The organism is Sphingomonas sp. A2-49 (genome assembly GCF_025548555.1).
Classification (GTDB): Bacteria; Pseudomonadota; Alphaproteobacteria; order Sphingomonadales; family Sphingomonadaceae; genus Sphingomonas.
The window spans coordinates 273,704-300,368 of the sequence record NZ_JAJLPA010000001.1 but is presented as its reverse complement, the minus strand read 5'-3'; the positions used below and the strand labels follow the sequence as shown (position 1 = coordinate 300,368).

Sequence of the window (26,665 nt, the reverse complement as noted above, 5' to 3'; positions counted from 1 at the left end):
TGGCTTGCGTGGATTGTCACCCGCTTAAACGCCCGCATCGGGATCAAAGCATGCCGATCAGCAGCGTGCAGTTGAGCCCGATGATGATCGCCGCGATCGCCCAGGCGAGCGTGCGCAGCCACATCGGGCTGACGAATCGTCCCATCACCCGGCGCTGGCCGGTGAACAGGACCAGCGGTACGACCGCGAACGGCAATTGCAGGCTGAGCACGACCTGGCTCAGCACCAGCAGGCGCGTCGCGCCGCTGTCGCCGGCCGCGCCGACGACGATCACCGCCGGCACGATCGCCAGCAGCCGCGTCACCATCCGCCGCAGCCACACCGGCAGCCGCAGGTTGAGGAAGCCCTCCATCACGATCTGCCCGGCAAGCGTGCCGGTGACGGTCGAGTTCTGGCCGGATGCGAGCAGCGCGACGCCGAACACGACGCTGGCGGCGCCGACGCCCATCATCGGCGCGAGCAGGCGGTACGCCTCGTCGATCTCCGCCACATGCGTCCGGCCGGCGGTGTGGAAGACCGCGGCGGCGACGATCAGGATCGCGGCGTTGATGAAGAAGGCGAGGCCGAGCGCGATCGTGCTGTCGAGGGTCGCCAGCTTTGCCGCTTCCGCCTTGCCGGCGTCGGTGGGGGCGAAGGCGCGCGTCTGCACGATCGAGGAATGGAGGTAGAGGTTGTGCGGCATCACCGTCGCGCCGAGAATGCCGATCGCCAGGTACAGCTTGGCGGGATCGGTGACGATCCCCGGCGACGGCACGAAGCCGGCGAGCACCGCGCCGACGTCGGGTGCGGCATGGAACAGTTCGTAGGCGAAGCAGCCGGCGATGATGACGAGCAGCGCGAGGATGAACGCTTCGATCTTCCGGAAGCCGTAGCGTTGCAGCGCCAGGATCAGGAAGACGTCGAGCGCGGTCACCACCACGCCCCAGACCAGCGGCACCCCGAACAGGAGCTTCAGCGCGATCGCGGTGCCGAGCACCTCGGCGAGGTCGCAGGCGATGATCGCCACCTCCGCCAGCATCCACAGCGCGAGCGTGACGGGCCGGCTGTAATAGGCGCGACAGGCCTGCGCGAGGTCGAGCCCCGCCGCGACGCCCAGCCGCACCGACAGCGCCTGCAGCACGATCGCCATCAGGTTCGACAGCAGGATGACCGACAGCAACGTGTAGCCGAATGCCGACCCGCCGGCGATGTCGGTCGCCCAGTTGCCGGGATCCATATAGCCGACCGCGACGAGGAAGCCCGGCCCCATGAAGGCGGCGAGCCGCCGCCAGCCAGATCCACCGACGGGCAGGGCGATGCTGCGATGGCTGCCCATCAGCGAACCGGTGGACGGGGAGGCGGGCGGCGTCATCGCGACGGTCTGTGGCGGAAGGCGGCGGCGTGGGCAAGCGGGGCCGTGCCGGGTTTCGGGCGCTCCGTATCATCGACGGCGGCGAGCGCGGTGCGCTTATCGTTTAGGGGCCGCAGGATAGTTGGGCTTGCGGGGGTCGGCTTTGCCCCAGCCACATCGTCGCCGGGCCGACGGTGGGGACGGTATGGCCGACCGCCCTAGACCGGCGCCGCGTCGACGTCCGGGCCGGCGCCGTAATGGTGCCAGGTGAAGATCGCCAGCGCGCCGCGATGCGGCCGCCACGCCTCCGCCAGTGCGCGCGTCAGCTTTTCCGACGGCCGTTCGTCATGGCCGAGCAGTCGTCCGATCTCGATCTGCACCGCGAGGTCGCCGGCCGGCCACACGTCCTCCCGCCCCTCGGCGAACAGCAGGTAGATTTCCGCCGACCAGCGACCGATGCCCTTGACGCGCACGAGCTGTTCGATCGCCGCCTCGTCGTCGGCGGGCAGATCGTCGAGATCGAGGCGGCCGCTCGTCACCTCGTCGGCGAGGCTGCGGACATAGCTCGCTTTCTGTCGCGACAGGCCGGCGGCGCGCAGCGTCTCGTCGCTCGCGGCGAGGATGGTGTGCGGATCGCCGGGATCGCCGACCAGCGTCTCCAGCTTGCGATAGACGGCGGCGGCGGATGCGACGCTCACCTGCTGGCCGAGGATCGTGCGCAGCAGCGTCGCATAGCCGCGCTCGCGCAGTCGCGGCGGGGGATAGCCGACGCGCGAGAGGCCGGCGGCGAACGCGGGTTCGGCGGCGGCGAGCGCATCCATCGCGCGGCGGATCTGTTCTGCACTCAGGCCCATGCTTGATCCTTGTGCCCGGGCGCGGCATGGCCGGCGGCAACTTCAGCGGAGAATATCATGCCCAAGCTTATCGTCGTCACGCGTGAGGGGGAAGAACGCGAAATCGACGGCGAGGCCGGTCTGTCGGTCATGGAGGTGATCCGCGATGCCGGCATCGACGAATTGCTCGCGCTGTGCGGCGGCTGTTGCAGCTGCGCGACCTGCCACGTCCACGTCGACCCCGCCTTTGCCGACATGCTGCCGCCGATGGGGCCGGACGAGGACGACCTGCTCGATTCGAGCGACGAGCGCAACGCCACCTCGCGCCTGTCCTGCCAGTTGCAGATGACCAGCGCGCTCGACGGGCTGAAAGTGACGATCGCCGGCGAGGACTGAGCGTTTCCGTTCAGGCGGATGGTGCGGCTGCGGCCCGTTGCGGCAGGCGCCGCATCATCCACGCGACGATCTGTCGCCCCTCGGGCTCGTCGATACCCGGGGCGAGGTACACGGTCTTGGCGCCGTACGAAAAGCGGACCGCGCCCGAGGTCGGGGTGAGGAAGAACGGCCGGTCGAGCCCGCGTCCAGTCCATATCGAATCGGTCGGGACGTGCGACGTCAGGTCGCCGATCACGCTGCCGCGATACCGCCAGGTGCGACGCAGCGGGCCGACGCCGCTCGATACCTCCAGGTCGCCATGGACGACGCGGACCAGCTCCGATCCCGCCACCTGCATCGCCAGTGTCGTCGTCGCATAGATCCATCCGGCCGCCCAGCCGACCAGCCAGACCACGAGGAACGGTTCGTGGTCCAGCACGACCTGTTTCATCGCCTGCACGCCGCCGAACGTCCACATCGTCAGCCAGATCGGCAGGAAGGCGATGACGAACCATTGCCGGCGCGGCGGTATCCGCAGCGTCTCGAACCCGTCGACGACGACGATCCGATGGCGCGCGGCTCCGGGTTCGACATAGCCACCCATCACCACGCCCCTTCCGCCGGATCAGCCCCGCGCCGCCACCGCGTAGAGCGCGATCGCGGCGGCATTCGACACGTTGAGGCTTTCGACCTTGCCGCTGATCGGCAGCCTGGCAAGCTCGTCGCAATGCGCCTCGGTATTCTGGCGCATGCCTTCGCCTTCCGCGCCGAGGACGATGCAGATGCGCTGAGTGCCCATCGCCTCCGCCAGCGTCTGGTCGGCGTGGCCGGTCAGGCCGATGCGCCAGAAGCCGGCCTCGGCGATTTCCTCGAGCGCGCGGGCGAGGTTGACGACGCGGATCCACGGCACCGTCTCCAGCGCACCCGACGCCGATCGCGCGACCGTCCCGCTCTCGGGCGGCGCGTGGCGGTCCTGCGTGACGATGCCGAGCGCGTCGAACGCCGCAGCCGAGCGCAGGATCGCGCCGACGTTGTGCGGATCGGTGACCTGGTCGAGCACGACGAGCGGCCGCTGGTCGTCCTTGCCCTCGATCAGCAGGTCGGCGAGCCACGCGTCGTCGAGCGGCTCGACCTCCGCGACCAGTCCCTGATGCGGCGCGTCGGACGGGACGAGCCTGCCGAGGTCTGCGACATCGGCGTAGACGACGGGCAGCGTCGACGGCAGGTCGAGCGCGGCCAGCGCCTCGCGCGTGCCCCACAATTTGCGCACCACCCGGTTCGGGTTGGCGAGCGCGGCCGTCACGGGATGCCGGCCCCAGAACTTGGGACGGTTGGCGGTGCCCGTCGACGGGCGATGGCCGCGGCGGGCCATCAGCGGGCGTCCGCGGGGCGGGAAGGGGCGTGTCGATCAGTCATCGTTCGGGTCGCTATATGCAAAGGGGTCGGTGACCACCGGCTGCGTCGGCAGCGGCGGGCGGGGGAGGGCCTTGTCGGCATTGGCGGCGGACAGCAGCACCGATGCGAGCACGATCGAACCCTGGCGCAGGTCCTCGGCGCGCAGGTGGTCGAAGGTGTCGACCGAGCTGTGATGGACGCGGCTGCCATAGTCGAGCGGATCCTGGATGAACTGGAAGCCGGGGATGCCGAGCTGCTGGAACGTCATGTGATCCGTGCCGCCGGTCTGGCGCGCGACGACGTTGCCCGCCCCCATCGACGCGAACGGCGCTAGCCAGTCGCGGAAGATCGGCACCACGGCCGGGCTGTTTTCGGCATACAGGCCGCGCAGGCGGCCGGAGCCGTTGTCGATGTTGAAATAGGCGGCGACCTCGCCATGGCCGGCAAGCGGCACGATCGGCCAGCGCGTGGCATGGCCCAGATCGGTCCCCTGCGGATCGCCCGGGCCGCGCCGCGCGAGATGCGCCTTGGCATAGGCGACCGAACCGAGCAGCCCCTCTTCCTCGGCGGCCCAGAGGACGAAGCGGATCGTGCGCTTCGGCCGGATGCCGCTGGCGGCGAGAATGCGTGCGGCCTCCATCACCTCGGCCGATCCCGCCGCATTGTCGGCGGCGCCGTCGCCCGCGACCCAGCTGTCGAGATGCGCGCCGGCCATGACGTAGCCCGCCTTGGGATCGGTGCCGGGCAGTTCGGCGATGACGTTGTACGCCTGCGTATCGCTGTCGTCGAAGCGGACGTCGCTCGCGATCTCCAGCGTCGGTGCGGGACCGGTCTTGGCGAGGCGGGCGAGGCGCAGGTAATCCTCCTGCGCGATCTGAACCGCGGGCAGCGAGGGGGTGTCGCCGACGCCGAAAAGATACCCCTCGCCGTGCACCAGCTTGCCGTCGCGATACGACATCGTCGCCATTGCCACCGCGCCCTCCGCCTTCAGGAACGCGTCGAGCTGCTTGGCGAAGGCAAGGCGCCTGGTCCGCCGGTCGGCGGTCGCGGGATCGTAGCTGGGCTGCTGGAACTGGTCGAGCTTGCCGATGTCGTCGCCCGACAGGCGGCGGAAGGCGATGTCGGTCGGATCGCCCGCGGCGCGGGGCAGCGTCACCATCACGATCTTGCCGCGCAGCTGCCCGCGGTAGCGCGCGAAGTCGCGCTCGCGCGTGATGGGCGCGACCACGACCGGCGCGGTGATCGTGCCGTTCGTCCCCGGCGTCCATGCGATCGGGATCGCGGTCAGCTGGACGACGCGGGGCGTCACCATGCGCACGCTGGCGCGATCGATCGACCAGCCGCGGCCGAAAACGAAGCCTTCCTTGCGGACGTTCCTGAGGCCCCATTCGCGGAAGCGGCGCTGCGTCCACTCCTCCGCCTGACGCGCACCCGGCGAATTGGCGAGCCGCGGGCCGATCACGTCGGTTAGATATTGCGCGGTCTGGACGACCTGGCTGTGATTGGTGCCCTGGTCGATGATCGTCGCGACCGCGGCGCGATCCTGCGCCGGGGCGGGAGCGGCGCCGAGCGCGACGACGGCGGCAGTGATGGTCAGCGAACGGCGCATGGGATCCCCGGTGTTGCGGCGAGCGCGGTGCTAGGCGGGTGCCGGCTTTCGTGCAAGTTGCGCAATTCGCGCTTCCGTGGCGTTGACAGCCGCGCCGGGCTTCGCCAATAGGCCGCCTCGCTTCGACGAAGCTCCCATCTGGACAGGTGGCCGAGTGGTTAAAGGCAGCAGACTGTAAATCTGCCCGTGCAAGCGTACGCTGGTTCGAATCCAGCCCTGTCCACCACCTCCCCGCTTCGGCGGGGAGGTCCCGGACCCCCCTCCACCGACAGGATCGACGGCCTTCAGCGAGGGCGCCAGTAGCGCACGTAATCGACCGTCATGCGCTGCGGCAGCGCGGCATCGTCGATGCCCCTGGTGCCGCCCCAGTCGCCACCCATCGCGAGGTTCAGGATCATCTGGAACGGCCGGTCGAAGGGCCATGCCGCCGCGCCGCCGGGGCGATCGTTGGCGACCCGCATATAGGCGCGGCCGTCGACCCCGATCAGGATCGCATCGGATCGCCATTCGAGCTGGTAACGGTGGAAGGCGGTACAGGCGGTCGGCACCGTGACCTGCGCGCCCCGCTGCGTTCCCCTGACGTGGTTATAGGCTTCGGAATGCACCGTCGCATGGACGACGTTGGCATCCCACCCGACCATCTCCATGATGTCGATTTCGCCCATCGCCGGCCAGTTGCCGGTGGCGGGCAGCATCCATACCGCCGGCCACGTGCCGCGCGCGCAGGGCAGCTTCGCGCGGATTTCGTAGGTGCCGTAGCCCAGCGCCTTGCGACTGACGAGCTTGGCCGAGGTATAGTCCTGCCCGCCGCTGTCGGCACCCCTGGGCCGTTCGCGCCGCGCCTCGATCACCAGCGTGCCGTTCGCGACCCGCGCGTTGCGGGCGTCGTAATATTGCTTCTCGTGGTTGGCCCAGCCTTCGGCATTGCGCGACGCGTCGAACCGCCAGACGCGGGTGTCGACGCGCGTACCGCGGAATTCATCGGCGAAGTCGGGTTTTCGCGTCGGCACCGCGAGCGGCCGGTCGACCTGATGGTCGGCCGCGCCCAGCGTCGCGGTGGCGGCCTGTGCGGCGAGCAGGATCAGCAGCATCATCGTCTCTCCTCGCCGGTGCGGTCGCTGCCGCCCGGTCGTCGTGGGTCGGCGGAGGCGGCCGCCGCGTGCGTGCGGTCAGCCGATGCGTTCGCGATGCCCCGGCTGGAACCCGGCGATCGCCAGGGCGACGATCCGTTCCGCCACGACCTCTGGCGGCTTCACCGAATCGGGGCTCTCGCCCGGATAGGCGCGCGCGCGCATCGCCGTGCGCGTCGCGCCGGGATCGACGATCGCAGTGCGGATGCCGCTGATCTCGCTGGTTTCGTCGCCATAGGCACCGAGCAGCGTCTCGAACGCGGCCTTGGACGCGCCGTAGCCTCCCCAATAGGCGCGGGCGTTGCGCGCCACGCTGGACGTCAGGCCGATGACCTTCGCTGCCGGCGCCCTGCGCAGCATCGGGTCGAAGGCGGCGATCAGCGATGCCTGCGCGCTGACGTTCAGCGTCAGCACCTGCGCCAGTTCCTTGGGATCGATCGCCGGCACCGCGGCGAGGCTGCCGAGCGTCGCGGCGTTGAGCACCAGCACGTCGAGCGCCTGCCAGCGCTCGCCGATCGCCGTCGCCAGCCGTGCGATGCTGTCGCTCTGCGTCAGGTCGAGCGGCGCGATCGTCGCGGAGCCGCCGGCGGCGAAGATCGTCTCCTCGACCGCCTCCAGATCCCGGGCGGTGCGCGCGGTCAGCACGACATGGGCACCGGCGGCGCCCAACGCGATGGCGGTGGCGGCGCCGATGCCGCGGCTCGCGCCGGTCACCAGCGCGAGTTGGTTTGCAAGAGGCTTGGTCATCCCCGCGGCGCTAGCCGGAGCCGGGCGGGTCGGACAAGAGCTAGTTGACGCGCTCCGCCAGCATCGCGAACTGATCGACCGCGACGCTGTCGTCCTGATCGGTCAGCGTCGTCGGATAGTCGCCGGTGAAACAGGCATCGCAATATTTCGGCCGCACGTCGGCGCGCTTCGCCTCGCCCAGCGCCTTGTACAGCCCGTCGATCGACACGAAGGCAAGGCTGTCGGCATGGATGAAATCGGTCATGCCGCCGACGTCGTGCTTGGCGGCGAGCAGCTTCGCCCGCTCGGGCGTGTCGACGCCGTAGAAACAGCTGTGCCGCGTCGGCGGGCTGGCGATGCGCATGTGCACCTCCGCCGCGCCGGCATCGCGCATCATCTGCACGATCTTGAGGCTGGTGGTGCCGCGGACGATCGAATCGTCGACAAGGATGATGCGCTTGCCCTTGATGAGCGCGCGGTTGGCATTGTGCTTCAGCTTGACGCCCAGGTGGCGGACCTTGTCGCCGGGCTGGATGAAGGTGCGACCGACATAGTGCGAACGGATGATGCCGAGTTCGAACGGAATGCCCGACGCCTGCGCATAGCCGATCGCCGCGGGCACGCCCGAATCGGGCACCGGGATGACGAGATCCGCCTCGACCGGCGATTCGTGCGCCAGCTGCGCGCCGATCTCCTTGCGGACGGTGTAGACCGACTGGTCGCCGGCGATCGAATCGGGGCGGCTGAAATAGACCCATTCGAAGATGCAGGGCCGCGGCGCCATCGGTGCGAACGGGCGGATCGAGCGGACCTCGCCATGCTGGACGATCACGAGTTCGCCGGGCTCGACCTGGCGTTCGAAGGTCGCGCCGCACACGTCGAGCGCCACCGTTTCCGACGCGAAGATCACCGCACCGTCCAGCCGCCCCATTACGAGCGGGCGGATGCCGAGCGGGTCGCGGCAGGCGATCATGCCCTCGGGCGTCATCACCACCAGGCTGTAGGCCCCCTCGATCTGCTTCAGCGCGTCGATGAACCGGTCGAGCAGCGTCCGGTAGTTCGACGTCGCGACGAGGTGGATGATCGTTTCCGTGTCCGACGTCGACTGGAAGATCGATCCGCGCCGGATCAGCTCGCGGCGCAGCTTCATGGCGTTGGAGATATTGCCGTTATGCGCGACCGCGAAGCCGCCGCTGGCAAGCTCGGCGTAGAGCGGCTGGACGTTGCGCAGCGCGGTTTCGCCCGTCGTCGAATAGCGGACGTGGCCGACCGCATAATCGCCGGGCAGCGCGCGGATCACGTCGTCGCGGTCGAAATTGCCCGCGACATGGCCCATCGCACGGTGGGTGTGGAAATGATGGCCGTCGAAGCTGCTGATCCCGGCGGCCTCCTGCCCGCGGTGCTGGAGGGCGTGCAGGCCGAGCGCGACGAGCGCGGCGGCGCTGTCGCTGCCGGATACACCGAACACGCCGCACTCTTCATGCAGCTTGTCGTCTTCGAACGGATTGGTCGTCAGCATGGTGGCGGGGGCTCACATCGTGCGGGTGGCCATATAGGAGCGCATTCCGCGCTTGTCGCCTGCTTGTAATATCACTGTCGAACCGTTTTGCCGCCGCCGCGTTGGCGTGACCGGAAGGAGCGGTTGCGATGGCCAAGGATCACGGCACCCAGATCAAGGACGACGGCCTCTACGAAGAGCTGCGCAAGCAGGGCGATTCGAAGGAGAAGGCCGCGCGGATCGCCAATGCGAAGGCGAACGGCTCGCTCGATCACCGCGGCGACCGGCTCGACGACCGGACCAAGGCCGACCTGTTGAAGGAAGCGCGCGAGATCGGCATCGCCGGGCGATCGACGATGGACAAGGCTGCGCTGGCAAGCGCGATCCGCAACCATCGGTAAGGGGGGCGATTGCAGCCGCTCCAGCCACGGTCGCCACCTCGGCGAAGGCCGGGGCCGGGTTGGCGAACGATCCCGGGCGCACGTAGCGCGTCATCCCGGGGCCTTCCTGACCGGGCCCGGCCTTTGTCGGGGAGAAACGTCGAACGGCGTGACTGTGCGAGCCGGATCGACTCAGGGCTTTGTCGGCGCACTACCCGGCGGCGGGACCGGATCGCCCAGCGGCGCCGCCGCAGGCTTGCGCCGCACGCCGCCCAGCGGTTCGGTCGGTGTCACCGGCGCGGCGGTCAGCAGCACCTGCTGCTTCATGCACTGCCGGCGATCGGGGCGATGCACCTGCGTACAGTTCCACAGCGTCTTCTCGATCCCCGCATCGCGATCGCGCCAATAGCTGAAGGTCATTGCCGCGACCTGCGCCGGCGTCAGCGGCAGGCCGATCGGCGCGGCGCCATAGGCCCAGGCGGAAAATTTGCACGTCTTCCGATCGCCGCACGCCTTCGCCGCGATCGCGGGATAGGCGTCGGGCGAATCGGCCTTGGGCAGGGACACGAGCAGGCTGTCCGCATCGGGGGGCGCCGCCGGCGGCGCGAGCGTGTCCGCGACAAGGACGGGGGCATCGTCACCGAACAGGCCGAGCGCCGTGGAGCCGTCGACCAGCGCCGCCTGCGTCTCGGCATCCTCCGGCGTCGCGCTTCCGCCGTGCGCGGGCGACAGCGCTGCGAGCTGCGCGATGACGGGTTCCTCGCCGCCGACCTGACGGTTGAAGGAGGGCGGGGTGCCCCACCAGCCGGTCCAGCGGAAGAACAGATGGCTGTGCACCGCGACGACCTTGTCGAGGCTCGCCTGCCAATAGGGCACCACCCAGTCGGTATGGTAATGTGTCGCATAGCCGACGGGCTTGTAGACCGAGCCGGACAGCGCCGCCGCCGCGACCTCGCGCGCGCGCCGCCACGCATCGGCGGTCGGCGTCCAGCGGGTCAGCGCATGGTCGCAGGCGAAGCTGAACTGACAGCCGGTGCTGCGTTCCTGCCCCTCGAAGATGACACCGCAGACCGTCTTGGGAAAGGCGGGGTGGCGCAGGCGGTTGAGCACCACCTGCGCGACCGCCCGCTCGCCCTGCGCATCGTCGCCCGCCTCGTACAGCACGCCGGCGGCGAGGCAGTCGGTCGCGCGGGCGCGATCCTCCGAGCCCCCGGAGAACCGGAACGGCCGCGCCGCCGGGTTGGGCAGCGTCGAGAAGGGCACGCTCGCGTTGAACGCCTTCGCATCCTCCGGCGCCAGGTCGACATAGGCGACCGGCTCGACCGGGGGCAGTTCGGCCGCGGGTACGACCCGGCGCGGCAGGACGACGCGCTGGTGAGGGCGCGCGATCGCCGGCGGGTGGGTGACGACGAACGCCGGCACGGCCACCGCCGCGAGCGCGGTCACCGCCAGCAGCGGCCGCAGCCACGCCGGCGTCGCGTCCCGCGCGACGCCGGCCGGTTCGCCTGGATCCTTGGGACTCACTGTTCGGGCAGGAAGTCCGGGACCGACAGATAGCGTTCGCCGGTATCGTAGTTGAAGCCGAGCACCCGCACGCCATCGGGCAGGTCGGGCAGTTTCTGCAGAATCGCCGCCAGCGTCGCGCCGGACGAGATGCCGACCAGCAGCCCTTCCTCGGCGGCGGAGCGGCGCGCCATGTCCTTGGCGACCGCGGCGTCGACCTCGATCACCCCGTCGAGCGCCTGGGTGTGGAGGTTGCGCGGGATGAAGCCCGCGCCGATTCCCTGGATCGGATGCGGACCGGGCTGGCCGCCGGCGATGACGGGGGAGGCGGCGGGCTCGACCGCGAAGACCTTGAGCGCGGGCCAGTGCTGCTTGAGTGCCTCGGCGACGCCGGTGATATGACCGCCGGTGCCGACCCCGGTGATGATGATGTCGATCGGCGTGTCGCGGAAGTCGTTCAGGATCTCCTGCGCCGTCGTCCTGACGTGGACGTCGATGTTGGCGGGGTTTTCGAACTGCTGCGGCATCCACGCGCCCGGCGTCTGCCCGACCAGCTCGAGCGCGCGCTCGATCGCGCCCTTCATGCCCTTTTCGCGCGGGGTCAGGTCGAACGTCGCGCCATAGGCGAGCATCAGCCGGCGCCGTTCCAGCGACATCGATTCGGGCATCACCAGCACCAGCCGGTAGCCCTTGACCGCCGCGACCATCGCGAGGCCGACGCCGGTGTTGCCACTGGTCGGCTCGATGATCGTGCCGCCGGGCTTGAGGTCGCCGTTGGCCTCCGCCGCCTCGATCATCGCCAGCGCGATGCGGTCCTTGATCGATCCGCCGGGGTTCGACCGTTCGGATTTGATCCAGACCTCCGAATCGGGAAACAGCTTGGCGAGGCGGATGTGCGGCGTGTTGCCGATCGTTTCCAGGACGGTGTTGACCTTCATGGCTTCGCTTCTCCGTGTTGGGGTTCTGTTTCGAGCATGTCGGGGGGATCAAAGGTTCGCGCGGCCCCGAGTTCCGGGAACAGCCGTGCCCATCCCAGCGTGATCGCGATCGCGCCCACCCCGCCGAACACCACCGCACCGACCGGACCGAGCAGCGACGCCATCACGCCACTTTCGAATTCGCCGAGTTCGTTGGAGGCGGAGATGGTGAGCTGCGACACCGCGCTGACCCGCCCGCGCATCGCATCGGGCGTGTGGAGCTGGATCAGCGACTGGCGGACGTAGACCGACACCATGTCGGCGCCCCCCGCGACGACGAGCGCGGCAAGGCTGAGCAGGAAGGCCGGATGGATCGGCACCGACGTGCCGCCGAGCGCCACTGCGCCCGCGTGCAGCCCGAGCGCGTCGGTGACGATCGTCGCGACGCCGAAGGTCAGTATGGCGAGGCCGAAGACCACCACCGCCCACAGCATCTTGATCCCGACGTTGCGCGTCATCGGCCGGACCGAGAACCAGATCGCGGTCCCCGCCGCGCCGATCCCCATCCCCGCGGCGAGCACGCCGAGGCCCTGCGAGCCGACGTGCAGGATGTCGCGCGCATAGACGGGCAGCAGCGAGGTGGCGCCGGCGAGCAACACCGCGAACAGGTCGAGCGTGATCGTGGCGAGGACCAGCCGGTTGCGGCGCACGTAGCGGAACCCCTCGGCGATTCGCGCGAGCGGCCGGTGATCGCTTTGCGAGGGCGGCTGCGGCACCGGGCCGATCAGGAACATGAAGCCGAGCGCCACCGCGAACAGGACGGTGGCGACGCCATAGGCGACCTCCGGATGGATGGCATAGAGCAGCCCGCCGACGCTCGGCCCCGCGATCGTGCCGACCTGCCACGCGATCGAACTGATCGCGATCGCGGTCGGCAGGCTGGCACGCGGGACGAGGTTGGGCGCCAGCGCCGAATAGGCCGGCCCGGAAAAGGCGCGCGCGATCCCGAATGCGACCGCCGCGGCGAACAGCGCGGTCAGGCTGAGGTGCCCCGACCAGGTCAGCAGCCACAAGGCCGCCGCGGTCGCCACCAGCAGCGCGGTCGTGCCGCGCACGATCCAGCGCCGGTCAACGCTGTCGGCGACGAGGCCGGTGACCGGCGTCAGCAGGAACAGCGGCACGAACTGCGCGAAACCGATCATGCCGAGCATGAACGCCGCCTGCCGCACGTCCATCGTCTCGCGGGCGAGGTTGTAGACCTGCCACCCGATCACGATCGACATCGCGCTGACCGCGATCGTCCCGCTGAAACGCGACAGCCAGTAGGCACGGAAATTGGCGATCCGGAACGGATGCATCGGGGTGTCCATCGCCGGCGGCTTTGGCACGGCCGCCGCGGGTAGGGCAACATAGTTGCGCTATCGCGGCCTGGCCGCGCGGCCTTCGGCCATCCGATCGCGGCGTCCGGCGCGGCCCGGGTAACGTAACGTTACGGCCATCTTGCCCCGGGGAATTGATGTTCCCCGCGAACACGGCCTATAGGCTGCCCCACATCCCCAGGACCGTTGAGGTAATACGTGGCCAAATCGCCTGCTCCTCCCGCCGTACCGCTCACCAACCGCGAGCGTCCCGCCGATCCCAAACCGTTCGAAGCCTCGAAGGAGCAGCTGCTCGACTTCTACAAGCACATGCTGCTGATCCGCCGGTTCGAGGAAAAGGCGGGCCAGCTCTACGGCCTCGGCTTCATCGGCGGCTTCTGTCACCTGTACATCGGACAGGAAGCGGTGGCGGTCGGCCTCCAGTCGGCGCTCGACGGCGACAAGGATTCGGTCATCACCGGCTACCGCGACCATGGCCACATGCTCGCCTATGGCATCGATCCCAAGGTCATTATGGCCGAACTGACCGGCCGTGCCGCCGGCATCAGCCGCGGCAAGGGCGGGTCGATGCACATGTTCTCGACCGAGCATAAGTTCTACGGCGGCCACGGCATCGTCGGCGCGCAGGTCAGCCTCGGCACCGGCCTCGCCTTCGGTCACAAGTACAGCAACGACGGTGGCGTCTGCCTCGCCTATTTCGGCGACGGCGCGGCCAACCAGGGCCAGGTGTACGAGAGCTTTAACATGGCTGAGCTGTGGAAGCTTCCGATCATCTTCGTGATCGAGAACAACCAGTACGCCATGGGCACCAGCGTCAACCGCGCCTCGGCCGAGGACCAGCTGTATCGCCGCGGCGAGAGCTTCCGCATCCCCGGCATCCAGGTCGACGGCATGGACGTGCTCGCCTGTCGCGGTGCCGCCGAGGAGGCGCTCGCCTGGGTCCGCGCCGGCAAGGGGCCGGTCATCCTCGAGATGAAGACCTATCGCTATCGCGGCCATTCGATGTCCGACCCCGCCAAGTATCGCAGCCGCGAGGAGGTGCAGGGGGTCCGCGACAAGTCCGATCCCATCGAGCACGTCAAGAAGCTGCTGGAAGCGCAGGGCGTGACCGAGGCCGACCTCAAGACCATCGAACAAGAGATCCGCAAGACCGTGAACGAAGCCGCCGATTTCGCCGAAAGCACGCCCGAGCCCGATGCGGCCGAGCTGTATACCGACGTGCTGGTGGAGACGTACTGAGATGGGAATCGAGATCAAGATGCCCGCGCTCTCCCCCACGATGGAGGAAGGCACGCTCGCCAAGTGGCTGGTGAAGGAGGGCGACACCGTCAGGTCCGGCGACATCATGGCCGAGATCGAAACGGACAAGGCGACGATGGAGTTCGAGGCGGTCGACGAGGGCACGATCCTCAAGATCCTGATCGCCGAGGGCACCGACAACGTGAAGGTCGGCACCGTCATCGCGACGCTGGCGGGCGAGGGCGAGGACACCGCCACGCCATCGCCCACACCCGCCGCCACCGAGACGCCGTCCGACCAGAAGGCGGAATCTCCGGCGGAAGCGCCCAAGGCGCCCGAAACCGGCACCGCGCAGCTCGTCGCCTCCGCCGAGAAGAAGGGCAAGTCCGACCCCGCGATCCCCGAGGGCACCGAGATGGTGAAGACCACGGTGCGCGAGGCGCTGCGCGATGCGATGGCGGAGGAAATGCGCCGCGACGAGCGCGTCTTCGTGATGGGCGAGGAGGTCGCGCAATATCAGGGCGCGTACAAGGTCACGCAGGGGCTGCTCGACGAATTCGGCGACCGCCGCGTCATCGACACGCCGATCACCGAATATGGCTTCGCCGGCGTCGGCACGGGCGCGGCGATGGGCGGGCTGCGGCCGATCATCGAATTCATGACGTTCAACTTCGCCATGCAGGCGATCGACCACATCATCAATTCGGCGGCCAAGACCAACTACATGTCCGGCGGCCAGATGCGCTGCCCGATCGTGTTCCGCGGCCCCAACGGCGCCGCCAGCCGCGTCGGCGCGCAGCACAGCCAGAACTACGGTCCGTGGTACGCATCCGTCCCCGGCCTGATCGTGATCGCGCCCTATGACGCGGCCGATGCCAAGGGCCTGCTGAAGGCGGCGATCCGGTCGGAAGACCCGGTCGTGTTCCTCGAAAACGAGCTGATGTACGGCCGCTCGTTCGACGTGCCCAGGCTCGACGACCATGTCCTGCCGATCGGCAAGGCGCGGATCATGCGCGAGGGCAGCCACGTCACGCTGGTCAGCTATTCGATCGGCGTCGGCCTGGCGCTGGAAGCCGCCGAGCAGCTGGCGGGCGAAGGCGTCGAGGCGGAGGTCATCGACCTGCGCACGCTGCGCCCGCTCGACAAGGACACGGTGCTGAAGAGCCTCGCCAAGACCAACCGCCTCGTCGTGGTCGAAGAGGGCTGGCCGACCTGTTCGATCGCATCGGAGATCACCGCGATCGTGATGGAGGAGGGGTTCGACGACCTCGACGCGCCGGTGCTGCGCGTCACCAACGAGGACGTGCCGCTGCCCTATGCGGCGAACCTCGAGAAAAAGGCGCTGATCGACGCCGCGAAGATCGTCGCGACCGTCCGCAAGGTGCTGTAACCGCCGGGGGTGGACGCGGCCGGTCCCGGCCACGTCCGCCCCCGACGATCACGCCCCCCCGCGTCAGTGGGTCAGGCGGGTCGTGTCGACGTTGATCGACGTGAAGACGTGATCCACCGCAGTCTGGATCCCGGGGCCGTCGTCGGCCGAAAAGAAACGGTCCGGTGACGAGGCGCATTGCTGCATCGCCTGCTGAATCGTCATGCCGTTGTTGCGCGACGGCAGATTGCCGACCAGCGTCGTATATTGGCCGTCGGTGTCGTCGGTGATCGCGGGATAGCTCGCCTCGATCGAGAAGAGCGTCACGTTGGCGTTCTTGATCGCCTGGCATTTCTGCAGATAGTTGTAATAGGTGCCGCGGTTGTACATCAGCTGGCCGACATCGTCCTCGACGCCGTCGCTCAACAGGATGACGTAGGTCTTGCGGCGGTCCGGCGCGCTGCCGTCGCCGATATTGGTCAGGGAATCGAGGGTGCTTTGCAGCCCGGCGCTGGTGAACGTCCAGCCCTGGTTGGCATAGGCGGGCAGGTAACGCGACGCGACCTCGATATCGACGGTGTTGATCGCCCTCTGGATGGCGGGCGAGCTGTTGGTCAGGGGTTGCAGCTGCGCGAAGGTGCTCCCGAACGTGTATAGCCCGACGCTGTAGTTCATCGGCTTGGCATCCATCGTCGGCTGGAGCTTGGCCATGAAACTGTTCAGTGCGTCCCGGATATAGTCGATCTTGAGCTTGTACCCGTACAATTTGGCCAGCCCGCGACGATCCGAATAGACCGGCGAGTTGGCGAGCCAATTGCACGCGACCCCCGACGGGCAATACCATGACCCCTGGCGGCGGCAATTCGCGTCGAGAGGATTGGCGTTGCAATAGCTGCTCGCGCCGACCGCGATCAGCCCATTGGGATCGTGACAGGCGAAGGCGCACTGGATCGTGCGTTCCCCGCCCAGTCCTGCGATCGCGGCAGGCGTGCCGCCGATCGCCATCGAGTTCGAGACGTCGACGAGGAATACGATCTGGTAATAGCCGCCCAGTCCGGCGCGGACCTTCGCGCTGCCCCCGATCGCGATCGTCGCCTTGCCGAGCACGCCGGCAAAGGCGTTGCGCGACTGTCCGGTATAGGTAACGGTTACGATCCGGCTCGTCGGCTTGGTGAAGCTCGACGGTACGGGCACGAGCGACGACGCACACGCCGTGGTGGTGGTGGTCGCCGTACCATAGGCCTCGGCAACGGTGATGATGACGTCGGCCGGGGAAAGGGTCAGGCCGCCACTCCTCTGCTGGACGGCGTTGAGGAACGTCTGGCGCGCGATGTTGCAGGCCGCCTGCAAGGGCTGGTCGAGCATCGGTTTCGTGACCGCGGCCAGCGATGCGGCATCGGCGGCGGCGTTCAATTTGGTCTGAAGACGTGCCGCTCGGGAATAATCCACCGCCATGCCGGTGGCAAACGTCATGGGAATAAGGGCAAATGCCATGATCATCATCACGTTGCCGCGCCGGTCGGCCAGCGCGCGCCGCAGCCGGAGCCGCATCGCCTCGGCCGCACGCGTCAGGGCCCGGCTCAACGTGAGTGTGCAGACGCGCATGGCTCAGGTCTTCGTGATGGAGGAGGATTTGCGCGGGTACATCGTCACTTGCTCGGTGAGCGCGAGCGGTCCGATATACGACGAGGCGAAGGTCGGCCTGTACCGGTACGTCACGTCGGCGACGATGACCGTCGCACCATTCTGGCGGTACGCCGAGGGCACATAGAAGCTCGACCCCGGCGCACGCGCGGCCACGTTCAGGCCACGGCTCCAGGCCACCGTCGCATTGCCGCTGGCGTCGATCACCACCTGGCTGACGACCATCTCGGCGTTGGCCATCGCGTAGGGCGAAAGAACCTGTTGTGCGGAGCCGAGGATCGTATCCAGATCGCTGGTGCTCACCGTGGTATATTGGCTGGTGACGTCGGCCAGCGTCCGCGCCGTCATCGTCACCTTCCGGTGGACGAAGACGGCGTCGCTGATCTGGTACCCGCCGACGAAGAGCAAGGCGAGGAACGGGAGCAGGAAGGCGAACTCGATCAGCGCGGCGCCGCGTTGATCGCGATGGAACGCTGCCATCCCCGACGGGCCGGTCATGCGTACGGCTCCGTCTTGAAGACCGAAGTCGCCGTCAACAGCCGACGGTTGCTGCCCAGATTGGCAAGGTCGAGTCCCAGGGGGCCGGCCTGCACCGACCAGACGTACATGACGCGCGCGATCGTGATCTGCCCCGGCGGGGCAGGGGCAAAGGACAGCGTCTGGATAGGCCGGCCGTCGGCTCCCACGGTGAAGGGCAGCCTCGCCGTGCTTGCGGCAGCGAACGAACTCGCGTTGCGCACGTCGATGTAGACATTCCGGCAGGTCATCAAGCCGGGCAGCTTCGAACAGACGAGGGTCTGGAATTGCTCCTGGCTCGTTCCCGCCTGCTGCCCCTCGCCGGTCAGCAACTGTCGTACCGCTTTGTCCCCGGCCGTTTCCAACGCCAGCTGGGCGAGGAAGGTCGTGGTGATCTGAAAGACAGCGATGATGAGCGCGAAGAACGGGATCGAGATGATCGCGAACTGCACGATCGCCGAACCACGGCGGTCGGATGCCAGCGCGTCGTGCGTCGGCAACCGGGGCATGATGCGGGGATTCGGGATCATAATGGACCTAACATGCGGTCCGATCCGTTTACGGCCGGTTAATGTCAGAAATGGTCAGGCGGTCCGGACGGGTTCCGCGCTAAGGCGCCGCTGCGGACGGCGGACCGATCAGGCCGCGTACAGGTTGCAGGTGGACGGCGTCGCCGAATTCAACGGATTGTATATCTGTTTGAAATCGCGGTTGTTGCGCACGATCATGGAGGCGACGTAATGCATGCGGAACGGCTTCGCCAACCATCCGCTGACGATCGGCTGATATTCGTAATTGACCTCGACGAAGATCAGCCCCGATCCCGACGGCGCGCTGACCTTGCGCCCGGTATCGCCCATGCCCAGCAGCGCGGTCGTTCCCGCATCGCTGACCGTAGCGGTCGTGCCGGCGGTGGTGGTGGTCGTGCCGTAGCTCGACGGATAGCCGGTCGCGCTCTTGAGGCCCATGCAGCGTTGCCAGTGGATCCGCTGGACCGGAACCAGATCGTAGCTCTGCTGGACGTTTTCCAGGCTGGAGATGATAATGCGGCCATAGGTGCCGAGCTTGATCCCGGCACCCTGGAGTCGCGCCGCCTGCAGCACGTCGTTCATGTCGCCTTCGCGCATCTGTTCGATATTGCCCGACTGCAACGCGCCCATCCGCGACGCATTGTCCGCGATCGACAGCGCGATCTGGCTGACGCGCATGTGGGTCAGCGCCTGGTTGCCCATCTCGACCCCGTAGAGCCCGAGCGCGAGAACCAGCGGGCCGGCGAAGGCGAATTCGAGCAGCGCGAGGCCGCTGCGATCCGCACCCAGCCGACGGAGCAGCGCGACGGTGCGCCGGGCGGGGCCGGGCATCAGTTGCACAGCCGCGTTGCCGTCGGCGCCGCCTGCGTCGCATAGGGCTGGTTCTTGAGCAGCGTCTGGACGGCGATGGTCTGGTTGGGGCTGGCGCCCAGCAACCGGGCGACCGGGAACAGCCGCGCATAGGTGATCGTCATGCTGTACAACGTCACGTCGTTGGCACCGCCCTGGCCGACGTTGCCCGGTTCCGCATCCCACTGGCCGTTGCCGTTGACGTCGGTGTAGCATTCGCCCGGATCGCGCTGGTTGTTGCCGTTGTTGTCGTCGAAGCGCTCGGGGCCGACCGCGGCGAAGGTCGCGTAGCTGAGGCGCGACGTGCAATAGGTCCCGGCGGCGGGCGAGGCGACGCACGACGGGGTCGGCTGGCGCATGATGTTGCTGACCATCGCGAGCACCTTGCCGTCGATCGTCGCGGCCTGATCGGAGCCGCCCTGGATCGCCGAATCGCGCGCGGCCTTTTGCAGCGCGCCGGTCAGCAGCTCCTTGGCGTACATCTGGTACAACAGGTCGCCGAGGCCCATCATCATCAGCGACATGACCGGGATCACCAGCGCGAACTCGACGATCGTCACGCCGCGCCGGTCCCGGCGAAGCCGCCGCAGCGCGCGGATCATTTCGACACCCGCAGCAATGCGACCTGGTTGGCGATCTTGACGAACGCCGCCTTCAGCGCGGCGCTGTCGCCGGCATAATAGGCCTGGCCGGGCGAGGCGCATTGCGTCAGCTGCGGCGTCAGCGTCTGGCCGAACCCGATGACGTAGACCGTGATCTTGCGTGCCTTCGCGGCGGCGCATTCGGCGAGGAAGCGGGCATTGTGGCGATCGGTCAGCGAAGTGAAATCGCCCGCCGACACGCGCTTGTCGTAGCGTTCGAGCCCGTACATGCCATAGATGTCCGCATTGGGCGCCATGTCGCCGTCGGTCATGAACACGATGCTGCGGTTGACCGACTGGCGGCCCGGCCACGGCGCGGTATCCGCCGCGAAGATGCCGTTGGGCGACAGCATCCGCGTGCCCCAGATCATCCCCGTATCGTGATAGGTGCCGCCGATAGCGCGGAAATCGACCGCATTGACGTAGTTCGACAGTTGCGAGCGGGTCAGCGTCGCAAGCCGCTGCACCGGCTTGCCGCAGCTGACGAAGCCGCCCTGCAACCGCCCGACGTCGCCGCCGGTGTTGACGAAGTAATTGTAGTAATTGTTGTTGCCGTAGCGGGGCGGGAACAGTTCCTCGCTGATGTCATAGGTGTCGGTTCCCGACCGGTCGTACGTCTGCTCCGGCCACATCGGCTTCCACTTGGTGGCGTCGCTGTTCGGGATCAGGTCGGGATCGAGGTCCGGCGGCAGGTTGTTGACGTCGAACGTCGTGCTGGCCGTCGTCTGACGCTCCTCAAGACACCCCTGCCAGATGTTGAGCGATCCGTTGTATTTGCTGGGATCCGGCACGCCGGTGCCGTTGGAGATGCTGGCGACGTAGCCGGAGATATCGGCCGGCCATTGCGTGTAGCGCCACAGCGGCACCACAGGCTGGTTTCGGATGACGCATGTACCCTTGCTGGGGTTGCCACTGTTCGCGGTCCAGCTGTCGACCAGCTTCCATTGCGCCACGCCCGTCGTGTCGTACGTATAGGCGGTCGCGCCATATTTGTTGGTGAACAGCGCCGGCGTGCGGTTGACGTAGCCGTTGCACGCCGCCTGCGTGATGTTGTTGTAGGTCGTCGTCGTCGTCGCCCCGTAGTTCTGGTCGCCGACCGCGCGACGCGTCTGGTAGGTCCAGTCGGTGTTGAGCATGTATTGCGTCGGCACCGCGGCGCCGGCGTTCACCGTCGAGGTATAGGTGACGACACCATAGCGCAGGTGCGTCGACGGATCGGCGTTGGACGCGACGGTGTCGTAGAAGTCCATGACCGCGCCGCGGAGCGCGACGATCTTGGAGGTCGACTTCTCCGTGTAGCTGTACCCCTTGGTCCCGTCGGGGCGCGTGTAGGTTTCGCTCGTCATCGTGCAGCCGCCGGTTTCCTGCGGCGCGCAGGTCATCGATCCGGTCGTGTCGAGCACGAACATCACGTCGGTGTCGGCGATGTCGAAACGCGCTTCGCAGGTGACGGTGATCGACCGGACCGGCTGGCCGAACATCTTCATCACCGTCATCGGCACCTGGGTGGTGGCGGTACCCGCGACCTGATTGTCGGCGGTCTTGGTCGGCGTGAACGGAACGTTGGCCGTGGTATAGGCGGGCGTCCCCATCATCGCGCTTGGGAAATTGTTGGCGAAGAACAGCTTGGCCTGCGCAGCGGCGTTCGTGTCGAGCGTGGTGGCGGTGCTGTCGATCATGAACTTGCGGCCGGCGAGCGCGCCCGCGTCGCACGCCTGCTGCAATCGCACCTTGACCATGTACAGCCGGCCGATGTCGACCGCCGATCCGGTCAGCGCCGACAGCGGAATCAGGAAGGCGGCGAGCATCGCCAGCGTATTGCCGCCGGTCGCCCGCATCAGTCGCGTCAGGAAGCACGGCGTCGGCGTCCTGCCCGCTGTCATCCCGTGTGAATGTGTCACGCCTGCCCCGTCCGATGAGTTCAAAATCGCCGTAACCCATTATATCTCAACAATTCGTATCCATGCTGGCGGCCACGCCGCTGCGGCGGGGCGCTTGTCCGGCGGACCGGCACGGGGCAAGCGTCCCGCGCATGACCGATCCGAACCCCGATGCGCTGCCCGCCGATCGCGCGCTCGTCGTCGCCACCGCGCCCGCCGTTGCCCGCGACGCGCTGCACACGCTGTTCGCGCTCGACCTGCGGCTCGCGGCGATCGTCCGGGCGGCGCGGGAGCCGATGATCGGCCAGATGCGGCTCGCCTGGTGGCATGACGCCCTGGGCCGGCTCGACGGTGCCGACGCACCCGCCGAACCGCTGTTGCAGGCGGTGCAGGCGCATCTGGTGCCCGCCGGCATCCGCGGCGATGCACTGGCCGCGCTGATCGACGGGTGGGAGGCGCTGATCGCCGCCGACACGCTCGACGATGCGGCGCTGATGCGACACGCCGAATCGCGGGGGGCGGGCCTGTTCGTGCTGCTCGGCCGTGTGCTCGGCACCGATTCGCCGCTGCTCGCGCCGGCGGGGCGCGGCTGGGCGTTCGCGGATCTGGCGGGGCATCTGTCCGTCGAACGCGCCGCGGCGGATGCTGCCGCGCTGGCACGGGCGCAGTGGTCGCAAGCCTTCTCAAAGCGTTGGCCACGCCCGTTGCGGGTGATCGGGCTGTTGAGCCTGGTGTCGTACCTCGACGATCGCGGCGGTTCGCCGTTTGCCAATGCACTCCGGACGACGCGATTTCGGATCGACGGTCGCTGAACTCTTGCCCTGATCGATAGGATCGCTAGCGTCGACTTGTACGGGAGGGCAGGGCGATGTGGCGATATCTGGCGGGGGGTGGGGCGTTACTGGCGGCGGTAGCCGCGGGGGTGATGATGTCGGGCGGCGCGGCGCGGCCCTCGTCGCCGCTTCCTCCGGCACCCTTGCGTCAGGCGGCTGCCAGCGCGGGCACGCCCGACGATCCCGTGCCCGAGGCGGCGCCGGCGACGCGGGAGGCGCGCCGCTTCGGCCGCTACGACAAGGACCGCGACGGCGCGGTGACGCGCGACGAATATCTCGCCGCGCGGCGCAAGGCGTTCGCCAAGCTCGACGTCAACGGCGACGGGCGGCTCGATTTCGACGAATGGGCGGTGAAGGCGACGACCAAGTTCGCCGCCGCCGACCGCGACAGGTCGGGGTCGATGGATGCCGCCGAATTCGCCACCACCGCGGTCAAGCGGAAGCCGGCATCCCGTACGAAATGCCCGCCCGATCGGCCGCCGGCGGAGGAGGGCTGACCCACGCGGCGAAGGCGGTGCGCGCGCGATCGGTATACATGCGCTTGCGATCCGCCTTCTTCGTCCGCCCCTCGATCGGCGGCATCAGGCCGAAGTTGACGTTCATCGGCTGGTACGTCTCCGCGACCGCGGCACCGGTGATGTGGTTGAGCAGCGCGCCGAGCGCCGTTTCGACCGGCGGCGGCGCCAGCGTCGCGCCGGACAGCTCCGCCGCGGCGAAGCGGCCCGCCATCAGCCCGACCGCCGCGCTCTCGATATAGCCTTCGCAGCCGGTGATCTGGCCGGCGAAGCGCAGGTTGGGCCGGGTCCTGAGCCGCAGCGTCGAATCGAGCAACTCGGGCGCGCGGATGAAGGTGTTGCGATGCAGCCCGCCCAGCCGCGCGAACTCCGCATCGCGCAGGGCGGGGATGGTGCGGAACAGCCGCACCTGCTCGGCGTGCTTCAGCTTGGTCTGGAAGCCGACGATGTTCCACAGCGTGCCCTGCGCATTGTCCTGGCGCAGCTGCACCACGGCATAGGGCCAGCGGCCGGTGCGCGGATCGTCGAGGCCGACGGGCTTCATCGGCCCGTAGCGCAGCGTGTCGATCCCGCGCCCCGCCATCACCTCGATCGGCATGCACCCCTCGAAATAGGGCGTGTCCTTTTCCCATTCCTTGAATTCGGTCTTTTCGCCGGCGATCAGGCCGGCGTGGAAGGCGAGATATTCGTCCTTCGTCATCGGGCAGTTGATATAGTCCGCCTCGCCCTTGTCCCAGCGCGAGGCCTTCCACGCGATGTCCATGTCGATCGTGTCGAAATGGACGATCGGGGCGAGCGCGTCGAAGAAGGCGAGCGCCTCCGCGCCGGTCGCACCGCCGATCGCCGTGGCCAGCGCGGGCGCGGTCAGCGGCCCGGTGGCGAGGATCGCGGGCCCGTCGGGCAGCGTATCGACGCGTTCGCGCACCAGCGTCACGTTGGGGTGGTCGGCCAGCGCGGCGGTGACGCCGGCGGAATAGCCGTCGCGATCGACCGCCAGCGCCGACCCGGCGGGGACGCGGTGCGCGTCCGCCTGGCGCATGATGAGCGAGCCGAGCGCGCGCATTTCCTGGTGCAAGAGGCCGACGGCGTTCGATTCGGCATCGTCCGACCGGAAGCTGTTCGAACACACGAGTTCGGCGAGGTGGTCGGTCTGGTGCGCGGGCGTGCGCTCGCCCGAGCCGCGCATTTCGGACAGGCGAACGCGGAACCCCGCCTCCGCCAGCTGCCACGCGGCTTCCGATCCGGCGAGGCCGCCGCCGACGATATGGATGTCATGGGTCATGGCGTCGGCATTAGGCGCCGCCGCCGCCGCGGGCAACGCACCGCCGCGCTGGTGCGTTCGGGACGGCATGACGACGATCTATACCATCGGTTACGAGGCCACGACGATGGCCGATTTCCTCGCCGCCCTGCGAACCGCCGGCGTGGCGCGCGTGATCGACGTGCGCGCGCTCCCGCTGTCGCGCCGGCCGGGCTTTTCCAAGTCCTCGCTCGCCGCGCAGCTGGCGGAGGTCGGCATCGACTACGTCCACCTGAAGTCGCTCGGCACGCCGAAGCGGGGGCGCGACGCCGCCAAGAAGGGCGACGTCGCGACGCTGGAGGCGGTGTACGACGAGCAGCTCGCGTTGCCGGAGGCGCAGGCCGCCGCGGCGATCATGCTCGACCTTGCCGCGGAACGGCCGAGCGCGTTGCTCTGTTACGAGCGCGACCCCGCGCATTGCCACCGCACGCTGCTGCTCGACGCGGTGGGCGAGGGGGCCACGGTCGTCGATCTGTACGCCTAGACCGCGTCGCGCAGCCGCCGGACGCGCCGGATCCGCGGTTCGCGGTCCAGCTCCGCCTCGGCGCGGATCGAGCGGCGCAGCGCGTCGCGCTTCTCGTGGATCGACGCGATCACCGGACCCATCGCGACGCCCAGGTCCACCAGCACCGCCTCGGACAATTGCAGCGAGCTCTCGAGCGTTTCCGGCACCGCGTCGGTCACCCCGGCGCGGTACAGCTCCGCCGCGTGGCCGGGATCGCGGGCGCGCGCGATGATCGGCAGCGCCGGCGCCAGCGCGCGCATCCGCCGCGCCAGCCGCACGGTGAGCACGGGGTCGTCCATCGTCAGGATCAACGCGCGCGCATGGGCAAGATCGAGCCGGTCGACCAGTTCGGCACGGGCGATGTCGCCGAACAGCACCGGATAGCCGTCGCGCCGCGCGGCGGCGACGGTGTCGACGTCCGCCTCGACCGCGAGGTAGCGCTGGCCGTGGACCGCGAGCAGGTCCGCGACCATCTGTCCGACGCGGCCGAAGCCGATCACTACGGCGCCCGGCCCGGCGCCGTCCACCGCGACGGGAGGGTCGTCGTCGACCGAACGCCGCTCGATCCCGCGCGACAGCAGGTTGCCCGCCTTTGCCAGCAGCGGCGTGATGGTCAGCCCGATCGCGGTCACCGTCTGCCAGAAGGCGGCGGTGGACGGCAGGATCAGCTGCGCCTGCGCGGCGGTCGCCAGCACGATCAGCGTCGTTTCCGACGGGCTGCCCATCAGCAGCCCGGTTTCGGCCGCCGTGCCACGCCCGGTCTGCGCGACGCGCAGCAGCAGGAAGGTGACGATCGCCTTTACCCCGACGACCGCTACCACCGCCACCAGCAGCGACGACCAGTTGGCCAGCACCTCCGCCAGATTGACGCTCATGCCGACGGTGATGAGGAACACGCCCAGCGCCAGCCCCTTGAACGGCGCGGTCATCACTTCGACCTCGGTATGATATTCGGTTTCGGCGATCAGCAGTCCGGCGAGCAGCGCGCCGACGATGGGCGACAGGCCCGCCGCGGTGGTCGCGACGCTCGCGACGATCACCACCAGCAGCGAGGCGGCGAGGAACAGCTCCGGGCTCTTGGTGCGCGCCGCCTGCGCGAACAGGCGCGGCAGGACGAGGCGGCCGCCGAGATACATCACGACCACCGTCGCCGCGCCGCGCAGCGCGACGCCGGCGATGCCGACCCAGCCTTCGTCGCTGGCGGTCGGCGCCATCGCACCGAGCGCGAAGATGATCGGCACCAGCGCCAGATCCTCGAACAGCAGCATCGCGAACGCGCCGCGCCCGACCGGGCTGGTGGTGCCGACCAGCGGCAGCACCAGCGCGGTCGACGACAAAGCGAGCGCGAAGCCGAGGCCGGCGGCCCCCGCCCAGTCCTGCCCGAGCAGGTGGACCGCGATGGCGATCAGCGCCGCCGATCCGATCAGCTCCGCGGGCCCGGTGCCGAACACCTGCGCGCGCATCGCCCACAACCGCTTGAACGACAGTTCCAGGCCGATCGAGAACAGCAGCAGGATGATGCCGAACTCGGCGAACGGCTCGATCGAATGCGGGTTGGATATGGTCAGGTAATAGAGCCACGGCGCCCGGTCGGTCAGCTGCCCCAGCCCGAACGGGCCGACGAGCATGCCGACGAGGATGAAGCCGATCACCGGGCTGACGCGGAACCGCGCGAAGGCGGGGATCACGAGCCCCGCCGCCCCCAGGATCACCAGCGTGTCGCTGAAGCCCGCATTGTCCAGTCCGATCGCCATGACCGCGACTGTAGG

General features: G+C 68.5%; 26 protein-coding genes and 1 tRNA gene. 8 read left to right on the top strand and 19 right to left on the bottom strand.

The window, feature by feature from the left end; all coding sequences use genetic code 11:
- Window positions 1-43: 43 nt before the first annotated feature.
- Both LPN01_RS01420 and LPN01_RS01415 read right to left on the bottom strand, forming a co-directional pair.
- Window positions 44-1,351, bottom strand: coding sequence for an Nramp family divalent metal transporter (locus tag LPN01_RS01420; RefSeq protein WP_262826571.1), 1,308 nt, complete (start codon window positions 1,349-1,351; stop codon window positions 44-46).
- A 197-nt stretch (window positions 1,352-1,548) separates the two neighbouring features.
- Window positions 1,549-2,184 (bottom strand): DNA-3-methyladenine glycosylase family protein, encoded by a 636-nt coding sequence (locus LPN01_RS01415; RefSeq protein ID WP_262826570.1) that lies wholly within the window; start codon window positions 2,182-2,184, stop codon window positions 1,549-1,551.
- A gap of 57 nt (window positions 2,185-2,241) precedes the next feature.
- On the opposite strand from LPN01_RS01415, the gene LPN01_RS01410 reads away from it, so the two are divergent.
- Complete coding sequence (locus LPN01_RS01410) at window positions 2,242-2,559, top strand: 2Fe-2S iron-sulfur cluster-binding protein (protein ID WP_262826569.1); 318 nt, start codon at window positions 2,242-2,244, stop codon at window positions 2,557-2,559.
- 10 nt (window positions 2,560-2,569) lie between these two features.
- Here LPN01_RS01410 and LPN01_RS01405 read toward each other — a convergent pair whose 3' ends face one another.
- Genes LPN01_RS01405 through LPN01_RS01395 form a run of 3 tightly spaced genes read right to left on the bottom strand, consistent with a single transcriptional unit; the run spans window position 2,570 to window position 5,542 of the window.
- Window positions 2,570-3,142, bottom strand: a complete 573-nt coding sequence (locus tag LPN01_RS01405; RefSeq protein WP_262826568.1) for a hypothetical protein — start codon at window positions 3,140-3,142, stop codon at window positions 2,570-2,572.
- Between the two features lie 21 nt (window positions 3,143-3,163).
- Entirely contained in the window at window positions 3,164-3,910 is a 747-nt protein-coding gene (rlmB, locus tag LPN01_RS01400) for a 23S rRNA (guanosine(2251)-2'-O)-methyltransferase RlmB (RefSeq protein ID WP_262826567.1), read from the bottom strand.
- Between the two features lie 36 nt (window positions 3,911-3,946).
- Window positions 3,947-5,542: a M20/M25/M40 family metallo-hydrolase gene (locus LPN01_RS01395; protein WP_262826566.1), complete on the bottom strand. Its 1,596-nt coding sequence runs from the start codon at window positions 5,540-5,542 to the stop codon at window positions 3,947-3,949.
- A 140-nt stretch (window positions 5,543-5,682) separates the two neighbouring features.
- Here LPN01_RS01395 and LPN01_RS01390 point away from each other — a divergent pair.
- Window positions 5,683-5,768: transfer RNA gene (locus LPN01_RS01390), tRNA-Tyr, on the top strand.
- A gap of 58 nt (window positions 5,769-5,826) precedes the next feature.
- Here the strand turns inward: LPN01_RS01390 and LPN01_RS01385 are convergent.
- From LPN01_RS01385 to purF, 3 genes are all read right to left on the bottom strand, one after another.
- The gene (locus LPN01_RS01385) at window positions 5,827-6,636 is read right to left on the bottom strand and encodes a glycoside hydrolase family 16 protein (protein ID WP_262826565.1); all 810 of its coding nucleotides are present in this window, start codon (window positions 6,634-6,636) and stop codon (window positions 5,827-5,829) included.
- Between the two features lie 75 nt (window positions 6,637-6,711).
- The gene (locus LPN01_RS01380; RefSeq protein ID WP_262826564.1) at window positions 6,712-7,419 is read right to left on the bottom strand and encodes an SDR family NAD(P)-dependent oxidoreductase; all 708 of its coding nucleotides are present in this window, start codon (window positions 7,417-7,419) and stop codon (window positions 6,712-6,714) included.
- A gap of 40 nt (window positions 7,420-7,459) precedes the next feature.
- A complete protein-coding gene (gene purF, locus LPN01_RS01375) occupies window positions 7,460-8,917 on the bottom strand; it encodes an amidophosphoribosyltransferase (protein WP_262826563.1) in 1,458 nt (485 codons plus the stop codon).
- 128 nt (window positions 8,918-9,045) lie between these two features.
- Here purF and LPN01_RS01370 point away from each other — a divergent pair, with 128 nt between their 5' ends.
- Window positions 9,046-9,297, top strand: a complete 252-nt coding sequence (locus LPN01_RS01370) for a Rho termination factor (protein WP_262826562.1) — start codon at window positions 9,046-9,048, stop codon at window positions 9,295-9,297.
- Between the two features lie 171 nt (window positions 9,298-9,468).
- Here LPN01_RS01370 and LPN01_RS01365 read toward each other — a convergent pair whose 3' ends face one another.
- The 3 genes from LPN01_RS01365 to LPN01_RS01355 are packed head-to-tail and all read right to left on the bottom strand — an operon-like array spanning window position 9,469 to window position 13,066.
- Complete coding sequence (locus tag LPN01_RS01365; protein WP_262826561.1) at window positions 9,469-10,800, bottom strand: cell wall hydrolase; 1,332 nt, start codon at window positions 10,798-10,800, stop codon at window positions 9,469-9,471.
- Window positions 10,797-11,717, bottom strand: coding sequence for a cysteine synthase A (cysK, locus tag LPN01_RS01360; RefSeq protein WP_262826560.1), 921 nt, complete (start codon window positions 11,715-11,717; stop codon window positions 10,797-10,799). Before cysK ends, LPN01_RS01365 begins: the two co-directional genes overlap by 4 nt.
- A complete protein-coding gene (locus LPN01_RS01355) occupies window positions 11,714-13,066 on the bottom strand; it encodes an MFS transporter (RefSeq protein ID WP_262826559.1) in 1,353 nt (450 codons plus the stop codon). Before LPN01_RS01355 ends, cysK begins: the two co-directional genes overlap by 4 nt.
- Window positions 13,067-13,273: 207 nt before the next feature.
- On the opposite strand from LPN01_RS01355, the gene pdhA reads away from it, so the two are divergent.
- Complete coding sequence (gene pdhA, locus LPN01_RS01350) at window positions 13,274-14,314, top strand: pyruvate dehydrogenase (acetyl-transferring) E1 component subunit alpha (RefSeq protein WP_262826558.1); 1,041 nt, start codon at window positions 13,274-13,276, stop codon at window positions 14,312-14,314.
- 1 nt (window position 14,315) lies between these two features.
- Window positions 14,316-15,704: a pyruvate dehydrogenase complex E1 component subunit beta gene (locus LPN01_RS01345; RefSeq protein ID WP_262826557.1), complete on the top strand. Its 1,389-nt coding sequence runs from the start codon at window positions 14,316-14,318 to the stop codon at window positions 15,702-15,704.
- A gap of 63 nt (window positions 15,705-15,767) precedes the next feature.
- Here the strand turns inward: LPN01_RS01345 and LPN01_RS01340 are convergent, their stop codons facing one another.
- The 6 genes from LPN01_RS01340 to LPN01_RS01315 all read right to left on the bottom strand — a co-directional run bounded on the left by LPN01_RS01340 (window position 15,768) and on the right by LPN01_RS01315 (window position 21,764).
- Window positions 15,768-17,267, bottom strand: coding sequence for a vWA domain-containing protein (locus LPN01_RS01340; protein WP_262826556.1), 1,500 nt, complete (start codon window positions 17,265-17,267; stop codon window positions 15,768-15,770).
- A 24-nt stretch (window positions 17,268-17,291) separates the two neighbouring features.
- Window positions 17,292-17,825 (bottom strand): TadE/TadG family type IV pilus assembly protein, encoded by a 534-nt coding sequence (locus LPN01_RS01335; protein WP_262826555.1) that lies wholly within the window; start codon window positions 17,823-17,825, stop codon window positions 17,292-17,294.
- A complete protein-coding gene (locus tag LPN01_RS01330; protein WP_262826554.1) occupies window positions 17,822-18,373 on the bottom strand; it encodes a TadE/TadG family type IV pilus assembly protein in 552 nt (183 codons plus the stop codon). The genes LPN01_RS01335 and LPN01_RS01330 overlap by 4 nt, the downstream gene beginning before the upstream one ends.
- A gap of 108 nt (window positions 18,374-18,481) precedes the next feature.
- Complete coding sequence (locus LPN01_RS01325; RefSeq protein WP_262826553.1) at window positions 18,482-19,204, bottom strand: TadE/TadG family type IV pilus assembly protein; 723 nt, start codon at window positions 19,202-19,204, stop codon at window positions 18,482-18,484.
- On the bottom strand, window positions 19,204-19,824 hold the full coding sequence (locus LPN01_RS01320) for a TadE/TadG family type IV pilus assembly protein (protein ID WP_262826552.1): 621 nt from the start codon (window positions 19,822-19,824) through the stop codon (window positions 19,204-19,206). The genes LPN01_RS01325 and LPN01_RS01320 overlap by 1 nt, the downstream gene beginning before the upstream one ends.
- Window positions 19,821-21,764, bottom strand: a complete 1,944-nt coding sequence (locus tag LPN01_RS01315) for a TadE/TadG family type IV pilus assembly protein (protein ID WP_262826551.1) — start codon at window positions 21,762-21,764, stop codon at window positions 19,821-19,823. The genes LPN01_RS01320 and LPN01_RS01315 overlap by 4 nt, the downstream gene beginning before the upstream one ends.
- A 131-nt stretch (window positions 21,765-21,895) precedes the next feature.
- On the opposite strand from LPN01_RS01315, the gene LPN01_RS01310 reads away from it, so the two are divergent.
- Both LPN01_RS01310 and LPN01_RS01305 read left to right on the top strand, forming a co-directional pair.
- Complete coding sequence (locus tag LPN01_RS01310; RefSeq protein ID WP_262826550.1) at window positions 21,896-22,555, top strand: squalene/phytoene synthase family protein; 660 nt, start codon at window positions 21,896-21,898, stop codon at window positions 22,553-22,555.
- 56 nt (window positions 22,556-22,611) lie between these two features.
- Window positions 22,612-23,073, top strand: a complete 462-nt coding sequence (locus LPN01_RS01305) for an EF-hand domain-containing protein (RefSeq protein WP_262826549.1) — start codon at window positions 22,612-22,614, stop codon at window positions 23,071-23,073.
- Here the strand turns inward: LPN01_RS01305 and trmFO are convergent.
- A complete protein-coding gene (gene trmFO / locus LPN01_RS01300) occupies window positions 23,009-24,373 on the bottom strand; it encodes a methylenetetrahydrofolate--tRNA-(uracil(54)-C(5))-methyltransferase (FADH(2)-oxidizing) TrmFO (protein WP_262826548.1) in 1,365 nt (454 codons plus the stop codon). The two genes, LPN01_RS01305 and trmFO, sit on opposite strands and share 65 nt — an antisense overlap.
- 67 nt (window positions 24,374-24,440) lie before the next feature.
- On the opposite strand from trmFO, the gene LPN01_RS01295 reads away from it, so the two are divergent.
- Window positions 24,441-24,875, top strand: a complete 435-nt coding sequence (locus LPN01_RS01295) for a DUF488 family protein (RefSeq protein ID WP_262827039.1) — start codon at window positions 24,441-24,443, stop codon at window positions 24,873-24,875.
- Here the strand turns inward: LPN01_RS01295 and LPN01_RS01290 are convergent.
- Complete coding sequence (locus tag LPN01_RS01290; protein ID WP_262826547.1) at window positions 24,872-26,650, bottom strand: cation:proton antiporter; 1,779 nt, start codon at window positions 26,648-26,650, stop codon at window positions 24,872-24,874. The two genes, LPN01_RS01295 and LPN01_RS01290, sit on opposite strands and share 4 nt — an antisense overlap.
- Between the last annotated feature and the right edge of the window lie 15 nt (window positions 26,651-26,665).